Consider the following 14,967-nt stretch of genomic DNA (forward strand, 5'->3'; position numbering starts at 1 on the left):
CAGCAATGTCCCGCCGTTCGGCAAGGTGCGCAAGAGTTCGCTGATCCGCTGGTCAAGCTGTACAGCGACGGACGAGTATGGCCGTGCGACTTGTACATCCTGACCATGGGGAGGCCGCTGTGGCGATCGATCATTTGGACGGGCGGCTGATCGCGCTGCTCGCGCGCGAGCCGCGCATCGGGGTCCTGGAGGCCTCGCGGCGGCTGGGGGTGGCGCGCGGCACGGTGCAGGCGCGGCTCGACCGGCTCCAGGCGAGCGGGGTGATCCGCGGGTTCGGGCCGCAGGTGGACCCGGCGGCGCTCGGCTATCCGGTGACGGCCTTCGCGACCCTGGAGATCAAGCAGGGGCAGGGCGCGGACGTGCGGGGCCATCTGGCGACGGTGCCGGAGGTGCTGGAGCTGCACACCACGACGGGCCACGGCGACATGCTCTGCCGGCTCGTGGCGCGTTCGAACGCCGACCTCCAGCGGGTGATCGACAAGGTGGTGGCCTTCGAGGGGATCGTGCGGGCGTCCACGGCGATCGTGATGGAGAACCCGGTGCCGCTGCGGATCATCCCGCTGGTGGAGCAGGCGGCGCAGGAGTAGCCGGGCGGAGCCGGGGCGTACAAAGAGAGCTCTGCAAAGAAGTAGTTGCAAAGAAACCCTTGCAACTACTTCTTTGCAACTCTACGGTGAAGCCATGCCCGAGCCCGAAGCCCCGCACCAGCAGCCCGAGGACCCGTCGCAGCAGTCCGAGGACCCGTCGCAGCAGTCCGGCGGCCACGAGAGCCAGAGCCGCACGCTCGACCCGCGCTCCCTGCGGGCGATCGCGCACCCCCTGCGCATCCAGCTGCTGCGCGCCCTGCGCCGCTACGGCCCCGCCACCGCCTCCCAGCTCGCCGAGCGGCTCGGCGAGTCCAGCGGCGCCACCAGCTACCACCTGCGCCAGCTCGCCGCCCACGGCTTCATCGTGGACGACCCGACGCGCGGCAAGGGCCGGGAGCGCTGGTGGAAGGCCGTCCACCGGGGAACGATCTTCGACGAGACGCTCCACAGGAACCCCGACCCCGAGGTCCAGGGCGCCCTCGACGTCGTCATGCACGAGATCGCGACCATCCACACCCAGGAGCTGTCGACCTGGGTCGCCACCCGCCACACCTGGGGCGAGGAGTGGTACGGCGCCTCGGACTTCAGCGACTTCAGGCTGAACGTCCCGCCCGCGCGGCTGCGTGAGCTCAACCAGAAGATCCACGCGCTGATCGACGAGTACAGCGAGACCTCCGACCCCGACGCGCCGGGCGCCGCCCGCGTACGGATGCACCTGCACGCGTTCCCGCAGCACGACTGACGGAAGGAACCCGCACCATGCATGCCGACATCCACCTCCAGCTGCACACGCTGACCTCCGACGAGCTCCGGCGCGACGCCGCCACCGCCCGGCCGCGGCCGGCCGCCCGCGTCCCCGCGCTCCGCGCCCGCATGGGCTGGAAGCTCGTCGAACTGGGCCTGCGCATGGCCACCCCCGCCCACGGTCCCGCCCCACTGGCCGCATGACCGTGCCGGGGGGACACGCCATGAGGACCGCAGGGCACGACCGCGTCCCGCTCGGGACCGTCCTGACCGCCAACGCCATATCCGTCACCGGCAATTCGCTCACGCTCATCGGCGTCCCGTGGTTCGCCCTGGAGACCACGGGCAGCCCCGGCAAGGCCGGACTCGTCGCCTTCTGCGCGGCCGTCCCCGTCGTCCTCGCCGCGATCGCCGGCGGCCCCGTCATCGACCGCCTCGGGCGCCGCCGGGTCAGCATCGCCTCCGACCTGGTCTGCGGGCTCGCGCTCGCCGCGATCCCGCTGCTGCACCAGACGGGCGCCCTCAGGTTCTGGATGCTGTGCGCCCTGATGGCCGTCACGGGCCTGTTCCACGCGCCCGGCGAGACGGCCCGGCACGTCCTCGTCCCCGACCTGGCCGGGCGGGCCGGGACCTCGCTCACCCGGGCGGCCAGCCTCTACGACGCGGTGGCGCGCGGGGCCAGGATGACGGGCGCCGCGGTCGCCGGACTGCTCGTCGCGTTCATGGGCCCCGGCACGGTGCTGTACCTCGACGCGGTCACCTTCGCCGCCTCCGCGCTCCTCGTCACCGCGGGCCTGCGCGGGGTGCCGTCGGCGGAGCCGCAGCGCGACGGGCCCCGCCTCTCCCCCGCCCGCTACCGCGCCGACCTGCGCGAGGGATACGCCTTCCTGTTCCGCGCCCGGCTGCTGCTCGCCGTCACCGTCATGGTGATGGTGACCAACGGCCTGAACCAGAGCTGGAGTTCGGTGCTGCTGCCGGTCCACGCCAAGGAGGACCTCGGCGGCCCCGCCGTACAGGGCCTGCTCGTCTCCGTCTTCGCCGGCTGCGCCCTGGCCGGCGCCCTGCTCTACGGGGCGGTCGGGGAACGCTTCCCGCGCCGGGCCGTGTTCACGGTGGGCTTCCTGCTCTGCGGCGCCCCGCCGTACGTCGTCGCCGCGCTCACCGACACCACCGCGCCGCTGCTCGTGACGATGGTGGCGGCGGGCTTCGGCGCCGGAGTCCTCAACCCGATCCTGACCACGGTCATCTACGAGCAGGTGCCCGACGCGCTCCGCAGCCGGGTCGCGGGCGCGAGTACCGCGGGCGTGCTGCTCACGACCCCGCTGGGCGGACTGGCGGCGGGACTCCTGGTCGAGCGCGCCGGACTGACGGCGACGCTGCTCGGGATCGGCGGGCTCTACTTCCTCGCGACGCTCTCGCCGATGGTCTTCCCGGCCTGGCGGGGCATGGACAAGGCACCGGCCGGCGCCTCCCCGGGCAGGTCCGCCGAGGACGTCAGCAGGACGGGACCTTCGACTCCTGCCCCTGCTCCAGGGCCCGCAGGGACGCCACCGCGTCGCTGAGCGCGGTGACGGGCACGAGCCGCAGCCCCTTCGGCTGCTCGGCCCTGGCGTCCGCGCACTCGTCCTTCGGCACGAGGAAGACGGTGGCCCCGTCCCGCGCGGCGGCCTGCGTCTTGAGGGAGACCCCGCCGACCGCGCCGACCGCGCCGTCCGGCTGGATCGTGCCCGTACCGGCGACGATCCGGCCGCCGGTGAGGTCTCCGCCGTTCCCGTCCCCGTCGAGCTTGTCGACGATGCCGAGGGAGAAGAGCAGCCCGGCGCTCGGCCCGCCGACATCGGCGAGGTGCAGGGTCACCTTCACCTTCTCGGGGTCCTTCTTCAGGTACCCGAGCGCGGCGAGGGTGGCCGCGTCCTGCGACTCCTTCATCTGGCCGAGGTTGCGCTTCTCGATCTCCGCGTCGGACTTCCCCGGGGGGTAGACGGAGTCGTGCGGCAGGACGGCCCGGTCGGTACGGAACCAGGCGTCGGTCACGTCCGCGAGGTCCACGTCCGTGGACGGGCCGGTCGCGAGGATCGTCGTCATCCGCAGCTCGCCCTTCGTGTCCCGGACGGGGGCGCCGGTGATGGTGATGATCTCCAGCCCCTGGTCCTTGCCGAGCACGTCGGCGGTCGTGCCGGGCTGGGCGATCGCGTACGGCAGCGGTGCGAGCCCGACGACGGCGAAGAGCGCGGCGACGGGCAGCGCGCACAGCGCGAGGGCACGGGGACGGGAGAGGCTGGAGAACACGCCCCCAATCTACTGGGACGCGCCCCGGGGCGGGGCCGGGGCACGGGGACCGCGGCACCCGCGCCCAGGGAGCCCTCGCCGATCACGCCGCGAGCCCGGCACGATCCGAAGGAGACGGCCTAGAGCCGCCGGTCGAAGAAGGACCGCACACCGTGCCGTACGACGGCCGTCGCCCTCCGGGTGTCCCCGGCCCCCACCAGCGCCGCCCGCGCACCCGCGTCGACGAGCCCGGCGGCCTGGAGCTGCGGGACGAGGTGCGCGTAGTCGCTGAAGATCCAGTGGCCGGCCCGGCGCAGCAGGACGCGGCGGGCGCGGACCCCGGCCCAGGAGCTCTCGATGCGGGCGGCGTCCTCGAAGCCGTCCGTGCGGAGCATGAGCAGGGGCCGGGCGAGACCCGCCACGAGCTCCGGATCGAGGTCGAGATAGCCCTCCAGATTGACCCCGGCGGTGATCCGGTCGTCGCCCGCCAGCGCGTGCACGGCGGCGGTGCCGCCCGCGGAGTGCCCGTACACGCCGATCCGGCGCAGGTCCGTCACCGGGGCGAGGGGAAGGTCCCCGAGCCGGTCGACGACGAGGCGGAGGTCCGCCACCCGGGTGTCGATCATGGTGCGGAAGGTCGCCGGGTCCGGCGGCCCGGTGAGAACGGTCCAGCGCATCCCGCCGGGCAGCTCCACCTGGCTGGCGTCGCCCGGGTGGTCGACGAGGACCACGATCCGGCCGTGGCTCGCGAGGTCCTCGGCGAGGGTCGTACCGAGGGTGCGGGAGTCACCGCCGCCCGGGGTGGAGAGGAGCACCGGGCGGCGGCCCGGCAGCGGCGGCGCGTCCCTGTGCCCGTGCGTGAGGACCGCCCCCCAGTCGACGCCTCCCGCGGGCAGGCCGGGACGCACCAGGGGCGCCAGCTCCGCGAACACCTTCGCCTCGGCGGGGGTGAGCTGCGGGACGCGCGGGAAGCCGCGGACGGTACGGGCCGGGTACAGGACGCTGATCATCACCTCCCGGGCGCCGGGCACCCAGGGGTCGGGGCGGGAGGGGTCGGTCAGGACGAAGGTGCGGAGGCCGACGGGGTGGGGGCCGGTGGGCGCGGGCAGCCGGAGCGCGGCCGCGCCCTGCGCGGGCGGCCCCTGCGCGGCCCCGGCGGAGGAGGCGCCGAGCAGGACGGCGGCGGCTCCGAGGAGGGCGCCCCTGGCGACGGTGCGGCGGCTGGGAGCGGGGTGCGATGTCATGCACGGCATCCTTGGCCGGGACGGGGAGTCGGGCGAAGGTTCAGGCCGTGCCCGAAAGGCTGGCGTTTCGGAGGGGGCCGGGTTGCTGCGCATCCACTTCACGGCGGAGGACTTCACCCGCGTCCGGTTCGCGCCCCGGCCGTCGCCCGTTCCCGAGCTGCACGCCGCCCTGATGATGCTGGGCGCCCCGCACGAGGGGCTGCTCTTCGGACGCTGGCGGGGCAGGCTGCTGCGCGCCCTGCCGGCGGCGGCCGGGCCGCTCGCGGACCTGGCGCCCGGCGGGACGGCCCCGTCCTTCCTCGACGTCCTCGGCGAGACGCGGGAGGAGGGCCTCGCGCTCATCCGGTCGACGCGGCCGGAGTCCGTACGGTCCGAGCTGGAGCGGGTGTACGCGGGACACGGCACCGTGCCGGGATGGCTCCGGGGCCTGCACGGCGGCGGCCCGGACGCCTGGCGGGTGGTGGAACGGGCCCAGCGGGCGGCGTACGAGACGGTCCTCGCGCCGGTGTGGGAACTGGTCCAGGACCTGCACCGGGCGGAGTTCACCCGGCACGCGCTGACGGTCGCGGAGCAGGGGCTCGGCGCGGCCCTCACCACCCTGGCACCGGGGCTCCAGCTCCGGGACGGCGTCTGGGAGTGGCCGGGCGCTCCCCGCGACGTCCGCCTCGCCGGGCGGGGCCTGGTCCTCCTCCCCACCTACCACTGGCGCGGCGGCCCGCTGGTCCAGGACCTCCCGGAGCGCCCGGTGGTCCTCGCGTACCCGGCGGGCGGGGGCCTGCCGCCCGCGCCGCCGGCGGCTCCCGGGGAGGACGCCCTCGCGGGGGTCCTGGGCCGGACCCGGGCGCAGCTCCTCCGGGCCCTGACGGAACCCCTCACGACGACCGAACTGGCCCGGCGGCTGGGCGTCAGCGCGGCGACGGCCTCGGCCCACGCGCAGGCGCTCCGCGCGGCGGGCCTCCTGACGACGACCCGCACGGGCCGCTCGGTCCACCACGCGGCGACACCCTTGGCGACACTGCTGCCCTAGCGACGCCCACCCGCCGTTGTGGGCATGCGTTCCGCCGGGGCGGAACGGGTGGGCACAACGGAACGGCGCCCTTGCCGGCGCCGGAGGCTGCTGAGCCTGAACCGGCACCGACTGTGCGCCGCCGCTCGTGGTGCGGGTCCAGGCGCGGAACGCGGAGGCGCCGCGAGAAGGCGCCGTCCCGTGTGCCCACCCTCCCCCAAGCTCTCGGCTTCGCTCGAGCAGGGGGGACCCCCATCGCCCCAGCGGGACGATGGCCCACACGGGCGTGGGCGGACGGTCCCCGCGGCACGGGGCCCCTTCTAGCGCAGCGCGTCCGCGACCTCCCGCGCCGCGTCCACCACCCGCGGACCCACCCGCTCCGGTACCGCGTCCGCGAGCATGACGACGCCGACGCTGCCCTCGACGCCGGTCACGCCGACCAGCGGGGCCGCCGCGCCGCTCGCGCCGGCCTCCAGCTCGCCGTGCGTGAGGGTGAAGCCGGGTTCGGTCAGTCCGCCCTGCCGGGCCGCGAGGATCGCCCGGCCGGCAGCGCCCCGGTCGAGCGGGTGGCGGAAGCCGGCCCGGTAGGCGACGTGGTAGTCGGTCCAGGTCGGTTCGACGACCGCGACCGCGAGCGCCTCCGCCCCGTCGACGAGGGTCAGGTGGGCGGTCGCCCCGATGTCCTCCGCGAGCGAGCGCAGCGCGGGCAGCGCGGCCTCCCGTACGAGCGGGTGGACCTGCCGGCCCAGCCGCAGCACGCCGAGGCCGACGCGGGCGCGCCCGCCCAGGTCGCGGCGGACGAGGGCGTGCTGCTCGAGCGTGGCGAGGAGCCGGTAGACCACGGTCCGGTTGACACCGAGTTTGTTGGACAACTCGGTGACCGTCAGACCGTGGTCGGTGTCGGCGAGCAGTTTGAGGACTCTGAGTCCCCGGTCGAGCGTCTGGGAGGTCTCCGCGGTCACGACGCCCTCTCCTTCGGAGTGAGTGGCGGCGGCTCTCACGGAGTTGCGGCGCCGGTCCCGCGGCGACGCACGTCAGAGGCCGCCGGCAGGAAGGGGTACACCGGCTGCGCTCCGCGGCGGCGCTGCCACGGGGCGATTGCTTGTGAGCCGGGACAGTAGCGTCGCGCTCCGCTCAGCGGAAGACCTCGTCCAGAATCCGGGCGCCGGCGACCGTATAGAGCCGGTTCGGGACCTTCGTCGGTCGGACGAGGGACTTTGGCGGACAAGATCGGGTATTTCGTGCCCGTAGCGTGGAGACGGCCGGAGGCCGACCGTGGGGGCCGGTCTCCGTGCCCGCTCCCGCCCCCGCGGGACGCCCGAGGCCCGTACGCACCACGCGTACGGGCCTCGCTTCTTCCGTCCGGGGGGCTAGCGCATGCGCGTGGCCCACTCCTGGACCTTCTTGATCCGTTCGCGGATCTGGCCCGCCGTCGCCTCGGCGCTCGGCGGCCCGCCGCAGACCCGCCGCAGCTCGGTGTGGATGACGCCGTGGGGCTTGCCGCTCTGGTGAACGTACGCACCGACCATCGTGTTGAGCTGTTTCCTCAGCTCAAGGAGTTCCTTGTGGGAAACGACGGGACGGCGCTCGGCGGGAAGCTCCAGGAGGTCGGCCTCGTCGTCCGGCTTCTTGCGGCTGTGCGCGATCTGCCGGGCCTGGCGCTTCTGGAGGAGCAGCTGGACCTGGTCGGGTTCGAGGAGGCCGGGGATGCCGAGGTAGTCCTGCTCCTCGGCGCTGCCGGGGTGGGCCTGCATGCCGAACTCGGCGCTGTTGTAGAGGACGCGGTCGAAGACGGCGTCGGACTCCAGCGCCTCGAAGGGCAGCATGTCCTGCTCGCCGGTGTCCTCGTCCTGCTGGCGCTCGGCTTCGGCCATCTCCTTCTCGGACTCGGCGTACGGGTCCTCGTCCTCGCCCGCCTTCTTCGGCCGGTCGAGGACGTGGTCGCGCTCGACCTCCATCTCGTTGGCGAAACCGAGGAGGCTGGGGATGGTCGGAAGGAACACGGACGCGGTCTCGCCGCGCCTGCGGGATCGCACGAAGCGGCCGACGGCCTGGGCGAAGAAGAGGGGGGTGGAGATGGTCGTCGCGTACACGCCGACGGAGAGGCGGGGGACGTCGACGCCCTCGGACACCATGCGGACGGCGACCATCCAGCGGTCGGTGTTCTCGCTGAACTCGTCGATGCGGTTCGAGGCGCCGGTGTCGTCGGAAAGGACGACGGTGGCCTTGGTGCCGGTGATCTCGCGGATCAGCTTGGCGTAGGAGCGGGCCGAGTCCTGGTCGGAGGCGATGACGAGGCCGCCGGCGTCCGGGATGGACTTCCGGACCTCGGTGAGGCGCTGGTCGGCGGCGCGCAGGACGTTCGGCATCCAGTCGCCCTTGGCGTCCAGCGCGGTGCGCCAGGCCTGCGAGATCGCGTCCTTGGTCATCGGCTCGCCGAGGCGGGCGGCGATCTCGTCGCCGGCCTTGGTGCGCCAGCGCATGTTGCCGCTGTAGGAGAGGAAGATGACCGGCCGGACGACGCCGTCGCCGAGGGCGTTGCCGTAGCCGTAGGTGTAGTCGGCCGAGGACCGCCGGATGCCGTCGTTCCCCTCCTCGTACGTGACGAAGGGGATCGGGTTGGTGTCGGAGCGGAAGGGGGTGCCGGTGAGGGCGAGGCGCCGGGTGGCGGGCTCGAAGGCCTCCAGGCAGGCCTCGCCCCACGACTTGGAGTCTCCGGCGTGGTGGATCTCGTCGAGGATGACGAGGGTCTTGCGCTGTTCGGAACGGTTGCGGTGCAGCATGGGCCGTACGCCGACGCCGGCGTACGTGATGGCGACGCCGTCGTACTCCTTGCTGAGCGGGCCCGCGCTGTAGTCGGGGTCCAGCTTGATCCCTATCCGCGCCGCCGCGGCCGCCCACTGCTTCTTGAGGTGCTCGGTGGGGGCGACCACGGTGATCTGCTGCACGACGTGGTGGTGCAGCAGCCATGAGGCGAGGGTCAGGGCGAAGGTGGTCTTGCCGGCGCCGGGCGTGGCGACCGCGAGGAAGTCACGGGGCTGCTCCTGGATGTACTTCTCCATCGCGCCCTGCTGCCAGGCGCGCAGCTTGCCGGCGGTACCCCACGGGGCCCGTCCTGGGAAGGCGGGAGAAAGGTGATGGGAGGAGGTGGCGGTGGTAGTCACGATCTCCGGGTTCGACGCTCGTCACGGAAGGACAGTCCAGATATGACAACCGGGCCACCTTACCGGTGCGGGCGTCGCGACCCGCCCCGCGCGAAGGCGTGGCGGGTGCGCTTGAGACGGTCCTCACAGCTCCCGGAGGCGGCGCGCGATGTCCGCGATGTCCGCCAGTGTGCCGTCGGCCACGCCGATGACCAGGTCGTATGCCCGTTCGAGGTCGACGTCGGCGAGATCGACTCCGTTGACGGCGAGGAAGGTGGCCGCGGAGAGCCAGGCCGCCCGCTTGTTCCCGTCGACGAAGGGGTGGTTCGTGGCGACGGCATGCAGCAGCGCGGCGGCCTGCTCGTACACGTCCCCGTACGCGCTCTCCCCGAACATCCGGGCCCGCGGCCGGTGCACCGCGGACGCCAGGAGCCCGGGCGCCCTCAGCTCGGGCACGCCGTCGCCGGTGAAGGCGATCCGGGCGACCTCGCCGGCCTCGTCCACGGTGAGGAAACGCGTGGTGGTGTTCATGCGCCGAGCCTCCTCAGGAGGGAGTCGTGCCGCCGGGCGAGGCGCAGGGCCTCTCGGCGTACGAGCTCGGCCTCGGCGGCCAGGAGGCGCCCGCAGGCCTCGGCCGCCAGCTCCTCCGGGGTGACGCCCCGGGCGTCGGCGAGGTCGGCGAACCCGTCACCGACCGGAAGGGTCATCTCACGCATAGACGGAGGGTAGGGGGACGGCGACACCGGCAGCGACGGATTTACGCCGCGCCGGCCCGGTTCGCGTGCAGCCGCGTCGCGACCCAGCCCCCCGCCGCCGCCACCCCCGCCATCGGCAGGAAGACGGCCGCGAAGGCGGCCGGGTGGGAGCCGGTGGCGCCGCCCGCGTCCATCGCGTGGCCGACCGCGCCGCCGCCGAGCGCCGCGAAGGCCGCGCCGCCGGCCGCGAGCAGCAGGACGTTGGAGAGGCCGTCGGAGATCTGGAGGGCGGCCGAGTTGGCACCCACCTCCTCCGGGGCGGAGAGCTTCATGAGGAGCACGCTCGTCGAGGAGATGACGGCGCCCATGCCGAGGCAGCCGAAGGCCCAGGCGACGGCGACGACCCACACCGGTACCGACGCGATCAGCACGCTGGGCGCGGCGGCGATGGCGAGCCCGACGAGGATCATGCCGAGGACGGTGAGCCGTTCCCGGTACGGCTCCGTCCACGGCCGGGCCTGGATCCAGGAGCCGAGCGCCCAGGTGAGGCCGCCGACGGCGAGGGAGAGCCCGGCCAGGGTGGGGCTGAGGCCGCGCTGGGAGACCAGCATCAGGGGGACGAAGGACTCGGCGGCGATGAAGGACCCGGCGGCGATGCCGCGGAGCAGGATGACGGAGGGCAGGCCGCGGGCGGCCCGGTAGGTGCCGCGCGGCAGCAGGCCGCGGACGGCGGGCACGAGGAGCGCGAGACCGGCGGCGGCGGGCAGCAGGGAGAGCCAGCGCAGTTCCTGTCCGGCGTACTGGAGGAGCGCGGCGCCGGCGGAGATGCCGAGGGCCAGCATGATCCGGCGCCGGTCCCAGGGCGCGAGGGGCGCGGCCGGGTCGGCGGGGCCGGAGGCGGTGCGGCGGATCGCGGGGAGGGCGAGGGCCAGTGGGAAGACGACGAGGGCGGGGATGCCCACGAAGACCCAGCGCCAGCCGAGGTGCTCGGTGACGGTGCCGGAGGCGAGCGGGCCGACGACGGAGGGGACGACCCAGGCGGCGGCGAAGGCGGCCATGATCGCGGGCCTGAGGTGTTCGGAGTAGGCGCGGCTGACGATCACGTACAGGGCGACGATGACCAGACCGCCGCCGAGGCCCTGGACGGCCCGGCCGAGGATGAACTGCCACATGGCGCCGGCGGTGCCGGAGAGCAGCAGTCCGGCGGCGAAGGCGCTGATGCCGGCGGTGAGGGGGGCGAGCGGACCGCTCCGGTCGGACCACTGTCCGGCGAGGACCATGCCGAAGAGGCTGGTGGTGAAGTACGCGGAGAAGGCGAAGGCGTAGAGGGGGATGCCGTCGAGCTCGCGGGCGGCGACGGGCATGGCGGTGCCGACGGCGGTGGCCTCGAAGGCGATGAGCAGGACGACAGAGACGATGCCGATGCTGAGCGCCCGGTGCTCCGGGTCGAGGACGGACCCCTTGGTGTCGCCGGGTGCGGCAGGGGGTCCGGGTAGGGCGGCGACGTCGGCGTCGCGGGGTTCGAGGGCGCTCATTCCCCCAGAGTAAGAGGTGATCCGGGGGTTGGCTCCTGTCAGGAGGAGGGTTCGGACTCAGCCCTTCGTCGTAGGCCCACGAACGGAGTGTTGCGGCCGTGTGGCAGTCGTATGGCGTGCCCCCGGAAACCCTTGAGCCCCTCCCGGCACCCGCCTAGCGTCGTACTCGTCACCACCCGACCGTGTGCCCGAGTGGTTGAGGGGCTCGCCTGCAAAGCGAGTTACGTGGGTTCAATTCCCGCCACGGTCTCTACTGGTTCCGGAGAGCTTCCTTACGGAACCTTCACATCCGCCTGCGGGCTGTGCCACAGTCCGCGCATGAACGATCACGGCAGACGCAGACTGGGCGTCGTCCTCGGCGTGGGCCTCGCCTGCGGCCTTCTGCCCGGCATCACCCTGAGCGGCACGGAGACGATGGACATCGTCCTCTCCGTCCTGATGGCGAGCGTCGTCATGACGGTCCTCACCCAGGTGATCTTCATAGGCCCGTCGGGCCGCGTCCCGCCCTCCGCCCTCCTGGTCTTCGGACTGGCGGGCTTCGTCCAGGACGCCCTGATCTGGTGGCTGCTCTCCTGGCTGGGCCCGAAGATCGCCTCCCTGCACGTCGACGGCCTGGCGACGATCCTCCTCGCGGCCCTGATCACCCGCGCGACGCTCCTGCTGCTGTCCCAACTGGGCCCGGCGGCGGAGACGGCGGAGGACTGAGCGTCCCCTGCCGCCCCCCGCGTCCTCAGGGGACCAGCTTCTCCGGCACCGTGACCCTCTCGGCGCACCCGAGCAGCCCCCGGGTGCTCTCCGCGAGCGCCTTCAGCAGCTGATCCGTGGACACGGACCGGGTCGTGCGGTCCGTGTCGGCCACGGAGACCTGGAGCGGCAGCTCCTCGCCCTGTCCGGCCCGGGTGCCGGGGACCGTGCACGGCATGATCAGGGAGCGGCCGTCGAGCTCCTCGCGGCGGTCGAGATAGACCCCCTTCGCCACCTCGCGGAAGTCGCGCGCGTGCTTTCCCCCGGTCACGAAGGCCACGTCGTACCTCGACCAGCCGGCCGTGGCATTGACCCAGGCTTCCTTCCCGTCGGCCCGGCCCTCGATCTGGCAGGGACGGAAGGTCGTCCGCGCGAGCTCGTCCGTGTCGGGATTCCAGCCCTGCGCCTCCACGAGCATCCGCTGCTTCATCTCGGCGAGCGAGCGGTCGTGCGGCTGGAAACCCTCCCCGAGGTCGGCCCGGAGCGCCTCGACGTTCCGCTCCCCGAACACCTTCCCGCAGTTCTTCAGGGCGGCCGGGGTCACGGCCCCCGTGCGCTCCTTCCCCCCGCCGTCCCCGTCGTCGGAGCACCCGCTCAGGGCCAGGGCCGCTGCCAGGGCGCCGGCGGCGATCCCCGGGAGCCTCCGCGTCTTGCTCACTGTCCGCCTCACTTGTTCGCGGTTAGGTCGTCGACGCTCTTCGCGCCGGTGTTGTACGAGTACTCGATCTCGCGGATCAGTTCCTGCCGCTCGGACCGGGTCAGCCCCTGCATCTCCGCCACGTTGAGAGCGGGCACGACCACCGCGCGACGGCCTTGCTGGCGGGCGTCCACGACGGCGGAGTCCGCGTCGTCGTCGTTCTTGTACTCGTTGTCCTTGAGGTACTGCAGGGTGTCCGAGGCGTAGTCCGTGCTGACCGCGGACCCGACGGTCTCCATGATGATCGGGACCGCGGTCGTCGCCACGAGTCCCGCGGCGGGCCCGAGCACCACGGCGGAGCCGACACCGACCACCGCGGCGACACCGCCGCTGACGGCGGACTTCCGCCACTCGGCCTGCTTCTCCATCTCCAGGTTCTTGGCCTCCTCCTGGTCCTTGAACTCCAGGGAGATGGCGTCGATCCGCGACTCGTCGAGGATGCCGTGCAGCTTGGTCGAGTTGTGGAGGAAGGTGAGCTGGGAGTCCTTGTCCCCCTCCAGCGCCTTGAGACCGCCGGCCTCGAAGACCTGCTGCGCGGCGGAGAGCGTCTTGTACCCCTGCTCGTCGCCCGCGACGGCGTTCATGAACCGGAGGCTGGCGCCCTCGCCGAAGTCCGTGCGCGAGCTTCCGTCGCTGCTCGCGCCGAAGAGCTTGTCCCGGCCGAGGGCGTCGCCGGAATCGCCGAAGTTGTACGTGGAGTAGTTCAGGTCGTCGATGTAGGCGGCGCCCATCCGGCCCAGGCTGTCCATCAGCGGCTTGTGCTGCCCGCGGAGCTCGGTGTTCGTCCCGTACGAGTCGATCACCTGCTTCATGATCTCGGCGGACTTCTCGTCACGGTGCAGCTGCGGGTTGGGGTCGTCCCAGCCGTGGCCCGTGGTCGCCGCCTCCAGGGCGTGGCCGAGGGCGTCCGGCATGTACTCCGCGGTCTTCTTCCAGTCGTCCGGGTTGTGGCCCTCGACGTCGGGGAAGAACTCGTAGTCCTTGTTCTGGAAGTAGTCCAGGTAGCCCTTCTGCGCCCCGTCCTTCTTCGGGTCCAGGTCCACCGTCCCGCCGACGCTGCCGTCCTTGTTGTAGGCCGTGGGCTCCTTGGAGAAGTACTCCTTCGCCGCCTCCGGGCTGTGCCCGAGCGCCTCCAGCATCGAGTTCATCGGGTCGAAGCCGGAGCCGTTGACGCCGGACGGGTTGTACTGGTTCTTCAGCCAGCCGCCGCCGAGCGGCTTGCTGTCGGCGAACATGTACGGGTCCTTCGCGTGGAGCTGGGTGACGTGCTCCGCGATCGGGACCAGGAACTTGGGGTCGTAGTCGCCGTAGCGCATGATGCCGCCGAGCAACTGGTAGCCGTACGCCGGGTTGTTGTCGTACTTGACCAGCGGGATGCGTTCCGTGCCGAGCTTGCGCATGTCCGTGGACCACTTGTCGGTCCAGGCGTCGCCGCCCTGCGTCGCCGTCGCCAGGTTGAGGCCCAGGTTCTTCTGCAGGTCCTGGACATCGGCGAGGCGCTCCTTGTCGACCTTCGCGTAGTCGTACGTGTCGGTCGACAGCTGCCCGAAGAACTCCAGGGCCCCCTTCGGGCCCATGCCGTCGTAGAAGGCCCGGGAGAACTCCTTGGAGCCGCTGTTGTCCTTGAGCAGCTCGTTGAGGCGCATCAGCTCCTCGTGCGAGATGTCCCGGCCCTTCTTGGCGAGGTCGACGGCCCGCTGCGCCTCCTCGGCGTCGAGACTCGTGTACTTCGGGCCGCTGAAGTTGTTCCGGTCGCCGGTGTTGTTGGCCCGGAGCGCGTTGGAGCAGGCCACGTCGGCCTCGGTGCAGACCTCCAGGATCGCCTTGATGCGCTCCTCCATCGCCCGGATGTCGGCGCGCTCCTTGCGGACCAGGTCCTGGAAGTCGGGGTCGTGGCGGGCGCCGGGGTCCTTGATCTCGGAGAGCGGCTCCCGGGCGGCGACGGTGCCGTCGGCCTTGACGTAGAAGCCCTTGGCGGGGGCCTCCGTCTCGGCGATCGCCTTGAGGTCGTCCTGGGCCTTCTTGAAGGCCCGGTGGCCGTCGGCCAGGACCTTGTGGATGCCGTCGGCGGCCTTCGCCGCGTCGCCGAACTCCTTCGCCGTCTTGTCCACGAACGGCTTTGTGACCTCGGCGTTCACCCCGCGCCAGTAGTCGTCCCTGGCCTTCGCGGCCATGGTGGACTGGGCGTCCTGGGTGAGCGTGTCGAGCTTGCCCTTCAGGGCGGACCATTCGTCGGCGGCCGTCTTCATCCTGTCGAGCGCGGCCTGCATGACGTTCTGATAGGTCAGCACAGCGGATCCCCCG

Annotated in this window: 15 protein-coding genes and 1 tRNA gene; 7 read left to right on the forward strand and 9 right to left on the reverse strand. The window is 72.6% G+C overall.

Annotated features, from left to right (window positions below; all coding sequences use genetic code 11):
• Window positions 1–119: 119 nt before the first annotated feature.
• The 4 genes from ACFV2S_RS05015 to ACFV2S_RS05030 all read left to right on the forward strand — a co-directional run bounded on the left by ACFV2S_RS05015 (window position 120) and on the right by ACFV2S_RS05030 (window position 2,893).
• Window positions 120–587 carry an Lrp/AsnC family transcriptional regulator gene (locus tag ACFV2S_RS05015; protein WP_123452764.1) on the forward strand — a complete coding sequence of 156 codons (468 nt, stop codon included), beginning with the start codon at window positions 120–122 and terminating at the stop codon, window positions 585–587.
• Between the two features lie 94 nt (window positions 588–681).
• Window positions 682–1,329 (forward strand): ArsR/SmtB family transcription factor, encoded by a 648-nt coding sequence (locus tag ACFV2S_RS05020; protein WP_385554301.1) that lies wholly within the window; start codon window positions 682–684, stop codon window positions 1,327–1,329.
• A 17-nt stretch (window positions 1,330–1,346) separates the two neighbouring features.
• Window positions 1,347–1,535, forward strand: a complete 189-nt coding sequence (locus ACFV2S_RS05025) for a hypothetical protein (RefSeq protein ID WP_385554303.1) — start codon at window positions 1,347–1,349, stop codon at window positions 1,533–1,535.
• Between the two features lie 20 nt (window positions 1,536–1,555).
• The gene (locus ACFV2S_RS05030) at window positions 1,556–2,893 is read left to right on the forward strand and encodes an MFS transporter (RefSeq protein WP_385554305.1); all 1,338 of its coding nucleotides are present in this window, start codon (window positions 1,556–1,558) and stop codon (window positions 2,891–2,893) included.
• On the opposite strand, the gene ACFV2S_RS05035 is transcribed toward ACFV2S_RS05030, so the two are convergent.
• Both ACFV2S_RS05035 and ACFV2S_RS05040 read right to left on the reverse strand, forming a co-directional pair.
• Window positions 2,826–3,620 carry a S16 family serine protease gene (locus ACFV2S_RS05035; RefSeq protein WP_385554309.1) on the reverse strand — a complete coding sequence of 265 codons (795 nt, stop codon included), beginning with the start codon at window positions 3,618–3,620 and terminating at the stop codon, window positions 2,826–2,828. The genes ACFV2S_RS05030 and ACFV2S_RS05035 overlap by 68 nt on opposite strands.
• A 119-nt stretch (window positions 3,621–3,739) precedes the next feature.
• A complete protein-coding gene (locus tag ACFV2S_RS05040) occupies window positions 3,740–4,843 on the reverse strand; it encodes an alpha/beta hydrolase family protein (protein WP_385554311.1) in 1,104 nt (367 codons plus the stop codon).
• Between the two features lie 82 nt (window positions 4,844–4,925).
• Between ACFV2S_RS05040 and ACFV2S_RS05045 the strand changes: the two genes are divergently transcribed.
• A complete protein-coding gene (locus tag ACFV2S_RS05045; protein ID WP_385554313.1) occupies window positions 4,926–5,870 on the forward strand; it encodes a helix-turn-helix domain-containing protein in 945 nt (314 codons plus the stop codon).
• 299 nt (window positions 5,871–6,169) lie between these two features.
• Here the strand turns inward: ACFV2S_RS05045 and ACFV2S_RS05050 are convergent, their stop codons facing one another.
• From ACFV2S_RS05050 to ACFV2S_RS05070, 5 genes are all read right to left on the reverse strand, one after another.
• Window positions 6,170–6,811 (reverse strand): IclR family transcriptional regulator, encoded by a 642-nt coding sequence (locus tag ACFV2S_RS05050; RefSeq protein WP_041129456.1) that lies wholly within the window; start codon window positions 6,809–6,811, stop codon window positions 6,170–6,172.
• A gap of 408 nt (window positions 6,812–7,219) precedes the next feature.
• Window positions 7,220–9,013, reverse strand: a complete 1,794-nt coding sequence (locus ACFV2S_RS05055) for a DEAD/DEAH box helicase (protein ID WP_385554318.1) — start codon at window positions 9,011–9,013, stop codon at window positions 7,220–7,222.
• A 123-nt stretch (window positions 9,014–9,136) separates the two neighbouring features.
• The gene (locus ACFV2S_RS05060; protein ID WP_385554319.1) at window positions 9,137–9,523 is read right to left on the reverse strand and encodes a type II toxin-antitoxin system death-on-curing family toxin; all 387 of its coding nucleotides are present in this window, start codon (window positions 9,521–9,523) and stop codon (window positions 9,137–9,139) included.
• The gene (locus ACFV2S_RS05065; protein ID WP_385554321.1) at window positions 9,520–9,708 is read right to left on the reverse strand and encodes a hypothetical protein; all 189 of its coding nucleotides are present in this window, start codon (window positions 9,706–9,708) and stop codon (window positions 9,520–9,522) included. The genes ACFV2S_RS05060 and ACFV2S_RS05065 overlap by 4 nt, the downstream gene beginning before the upstream one ends.
• A gap of 41 nt (window positions 9,709–9,749) precedes the next feature.
• The gene (locus tag ACFV2S_RS05070) at window positions 9,750–11,222 is read right to left on the reverse strand and encodes an MFS transporter (protein WP_385554323.1); all 1,473 of its coding nucleotides are present in this window, start codon (window positions 11,220–11,222) and stop codon (window positions 9,750–9,752) included.
• 178 nt (window positions 11,223–11,400) lie between these two features.
• On the opposite strand from ACFV2S_RS05070, the gene ACFV2S_RS05075 reads away from it, so the two are divergent.
• A tRNA-Cys gene (locus ACFV2S_RS05075) sits at window positions 11,401–11,472 on the forward strand.
• Window positions 11,473–11,540: 68 nt separating this feature from the next.
• Window positions 11,541–11,927: a hypothetical protein gene (locus ACFV2S_RS05080; RefSeq protein WP_385554325.1), complete on the forward strand. Its 387-nt coding sequence runs from the start codon at window positions 11,541–11,543 to the stop codon at window positions 11,925–11,927.
• Window positions 11,928–11,952: 25 nt separating this feature from the next.
• Here the strand turns inward: ACFV2S_RS05080 and ACFV2S_RS05085 are convergent, their stop codons facing one another.
• Both ACFV2S_RS05085 and ACFV2S_RS05090 read right to left on the reverse strand, forming a co-directional pair.
• Window positions 11,953–12,624 (reverse strand): hypothetical protein, encoded by a 672-nt coding sequence (locus ACFV2S_RS05085; RefSeq protein WP_385554327.1) that lies wholly within the window; start codon window positions 12,622–12,624, stop codon window positions 11,953–11,955.
• 8 nt (window positions 12,625–12,632) lie between these two features.
• Complete coding sequence (locus tag ACFV2S_RS05090) at window positions 12,633–14,954, reverse strand: hypothetical protein (RefSeq protein ID WP_385554329.1); 2,322 nt, start codon at window positions 14,952–14,954, stop codon at window positions 12,633–12,635.
• Window positions 14,955–14,967 lie beyond the last annotated feature (13 nt).

The sequence above is a fragment of the Streptomyces sp. NPDC059695 genome, assembly GCF_042733785.1.
Lineage (GTDB): Bacteria > Actinomycetota > Actinomycetes > Streptomycetales > Streptomycetaceae > Streptomyces.

Coding starts and splice junctions, on each gene's coding strand:
- ACFV2S_RS05025 (WP_385554303.1), top strand. CDS start 1,347: ATGCATGCCGACATCCACCTCCAGCTGCACACGCTGACCTCCGACGAG.
- ACFV2S_RS05065 (WP_385554321.1), bottom strand. CDS start 9,708: ATGCGTGAGATGACCCTTCCGGTCGGTGACGGGTTCGCCGACCTCGCC.
- ACFV2S_RS05060 (WP_385554319.1), bottom strand. CDS start 9,523: ATGAACACCACCACGCGTTTCCTCACCGTGGACGAGGCCGGCGAGGTC.
- ACFV2S_RS05070 (WP_385554323.1), bottom strand. CDS start 11,222: ATGAGCGCCCTCGAACCCCGCGACGCCGACGTCGCCGCCCTACCCGGA.
- ACFV2S_RS05080 (WP_385554325.1), top strand. CDS start 11,541: ATGAACGATCACGGCAGACGCAGACTGGGCGTCGTCCTCGGCGTGGGC.
- ACFV2S_RS05030 (WP_385554305.1), top strand. CDS start 1,556: ATGAGGACCGCAGGGCACGACCGCGTCCCGCTCGGGACCGTCCTGACC.
- ACFV2S_RS05020 (WP_385554301.1), top strand. CDS start 682: ATGCCCGAGCCCGAAGCCCCGCACCAGCAGCCCGAGGACCCGTCGCAG.
- ACFV2S_RS05040 (WP_385554311.1), bottom strand. CDS start 4,843: ATGACATCGCACCCCGCTCCCAGCCGCCGCACCGTCGCCAGGGGCGCC.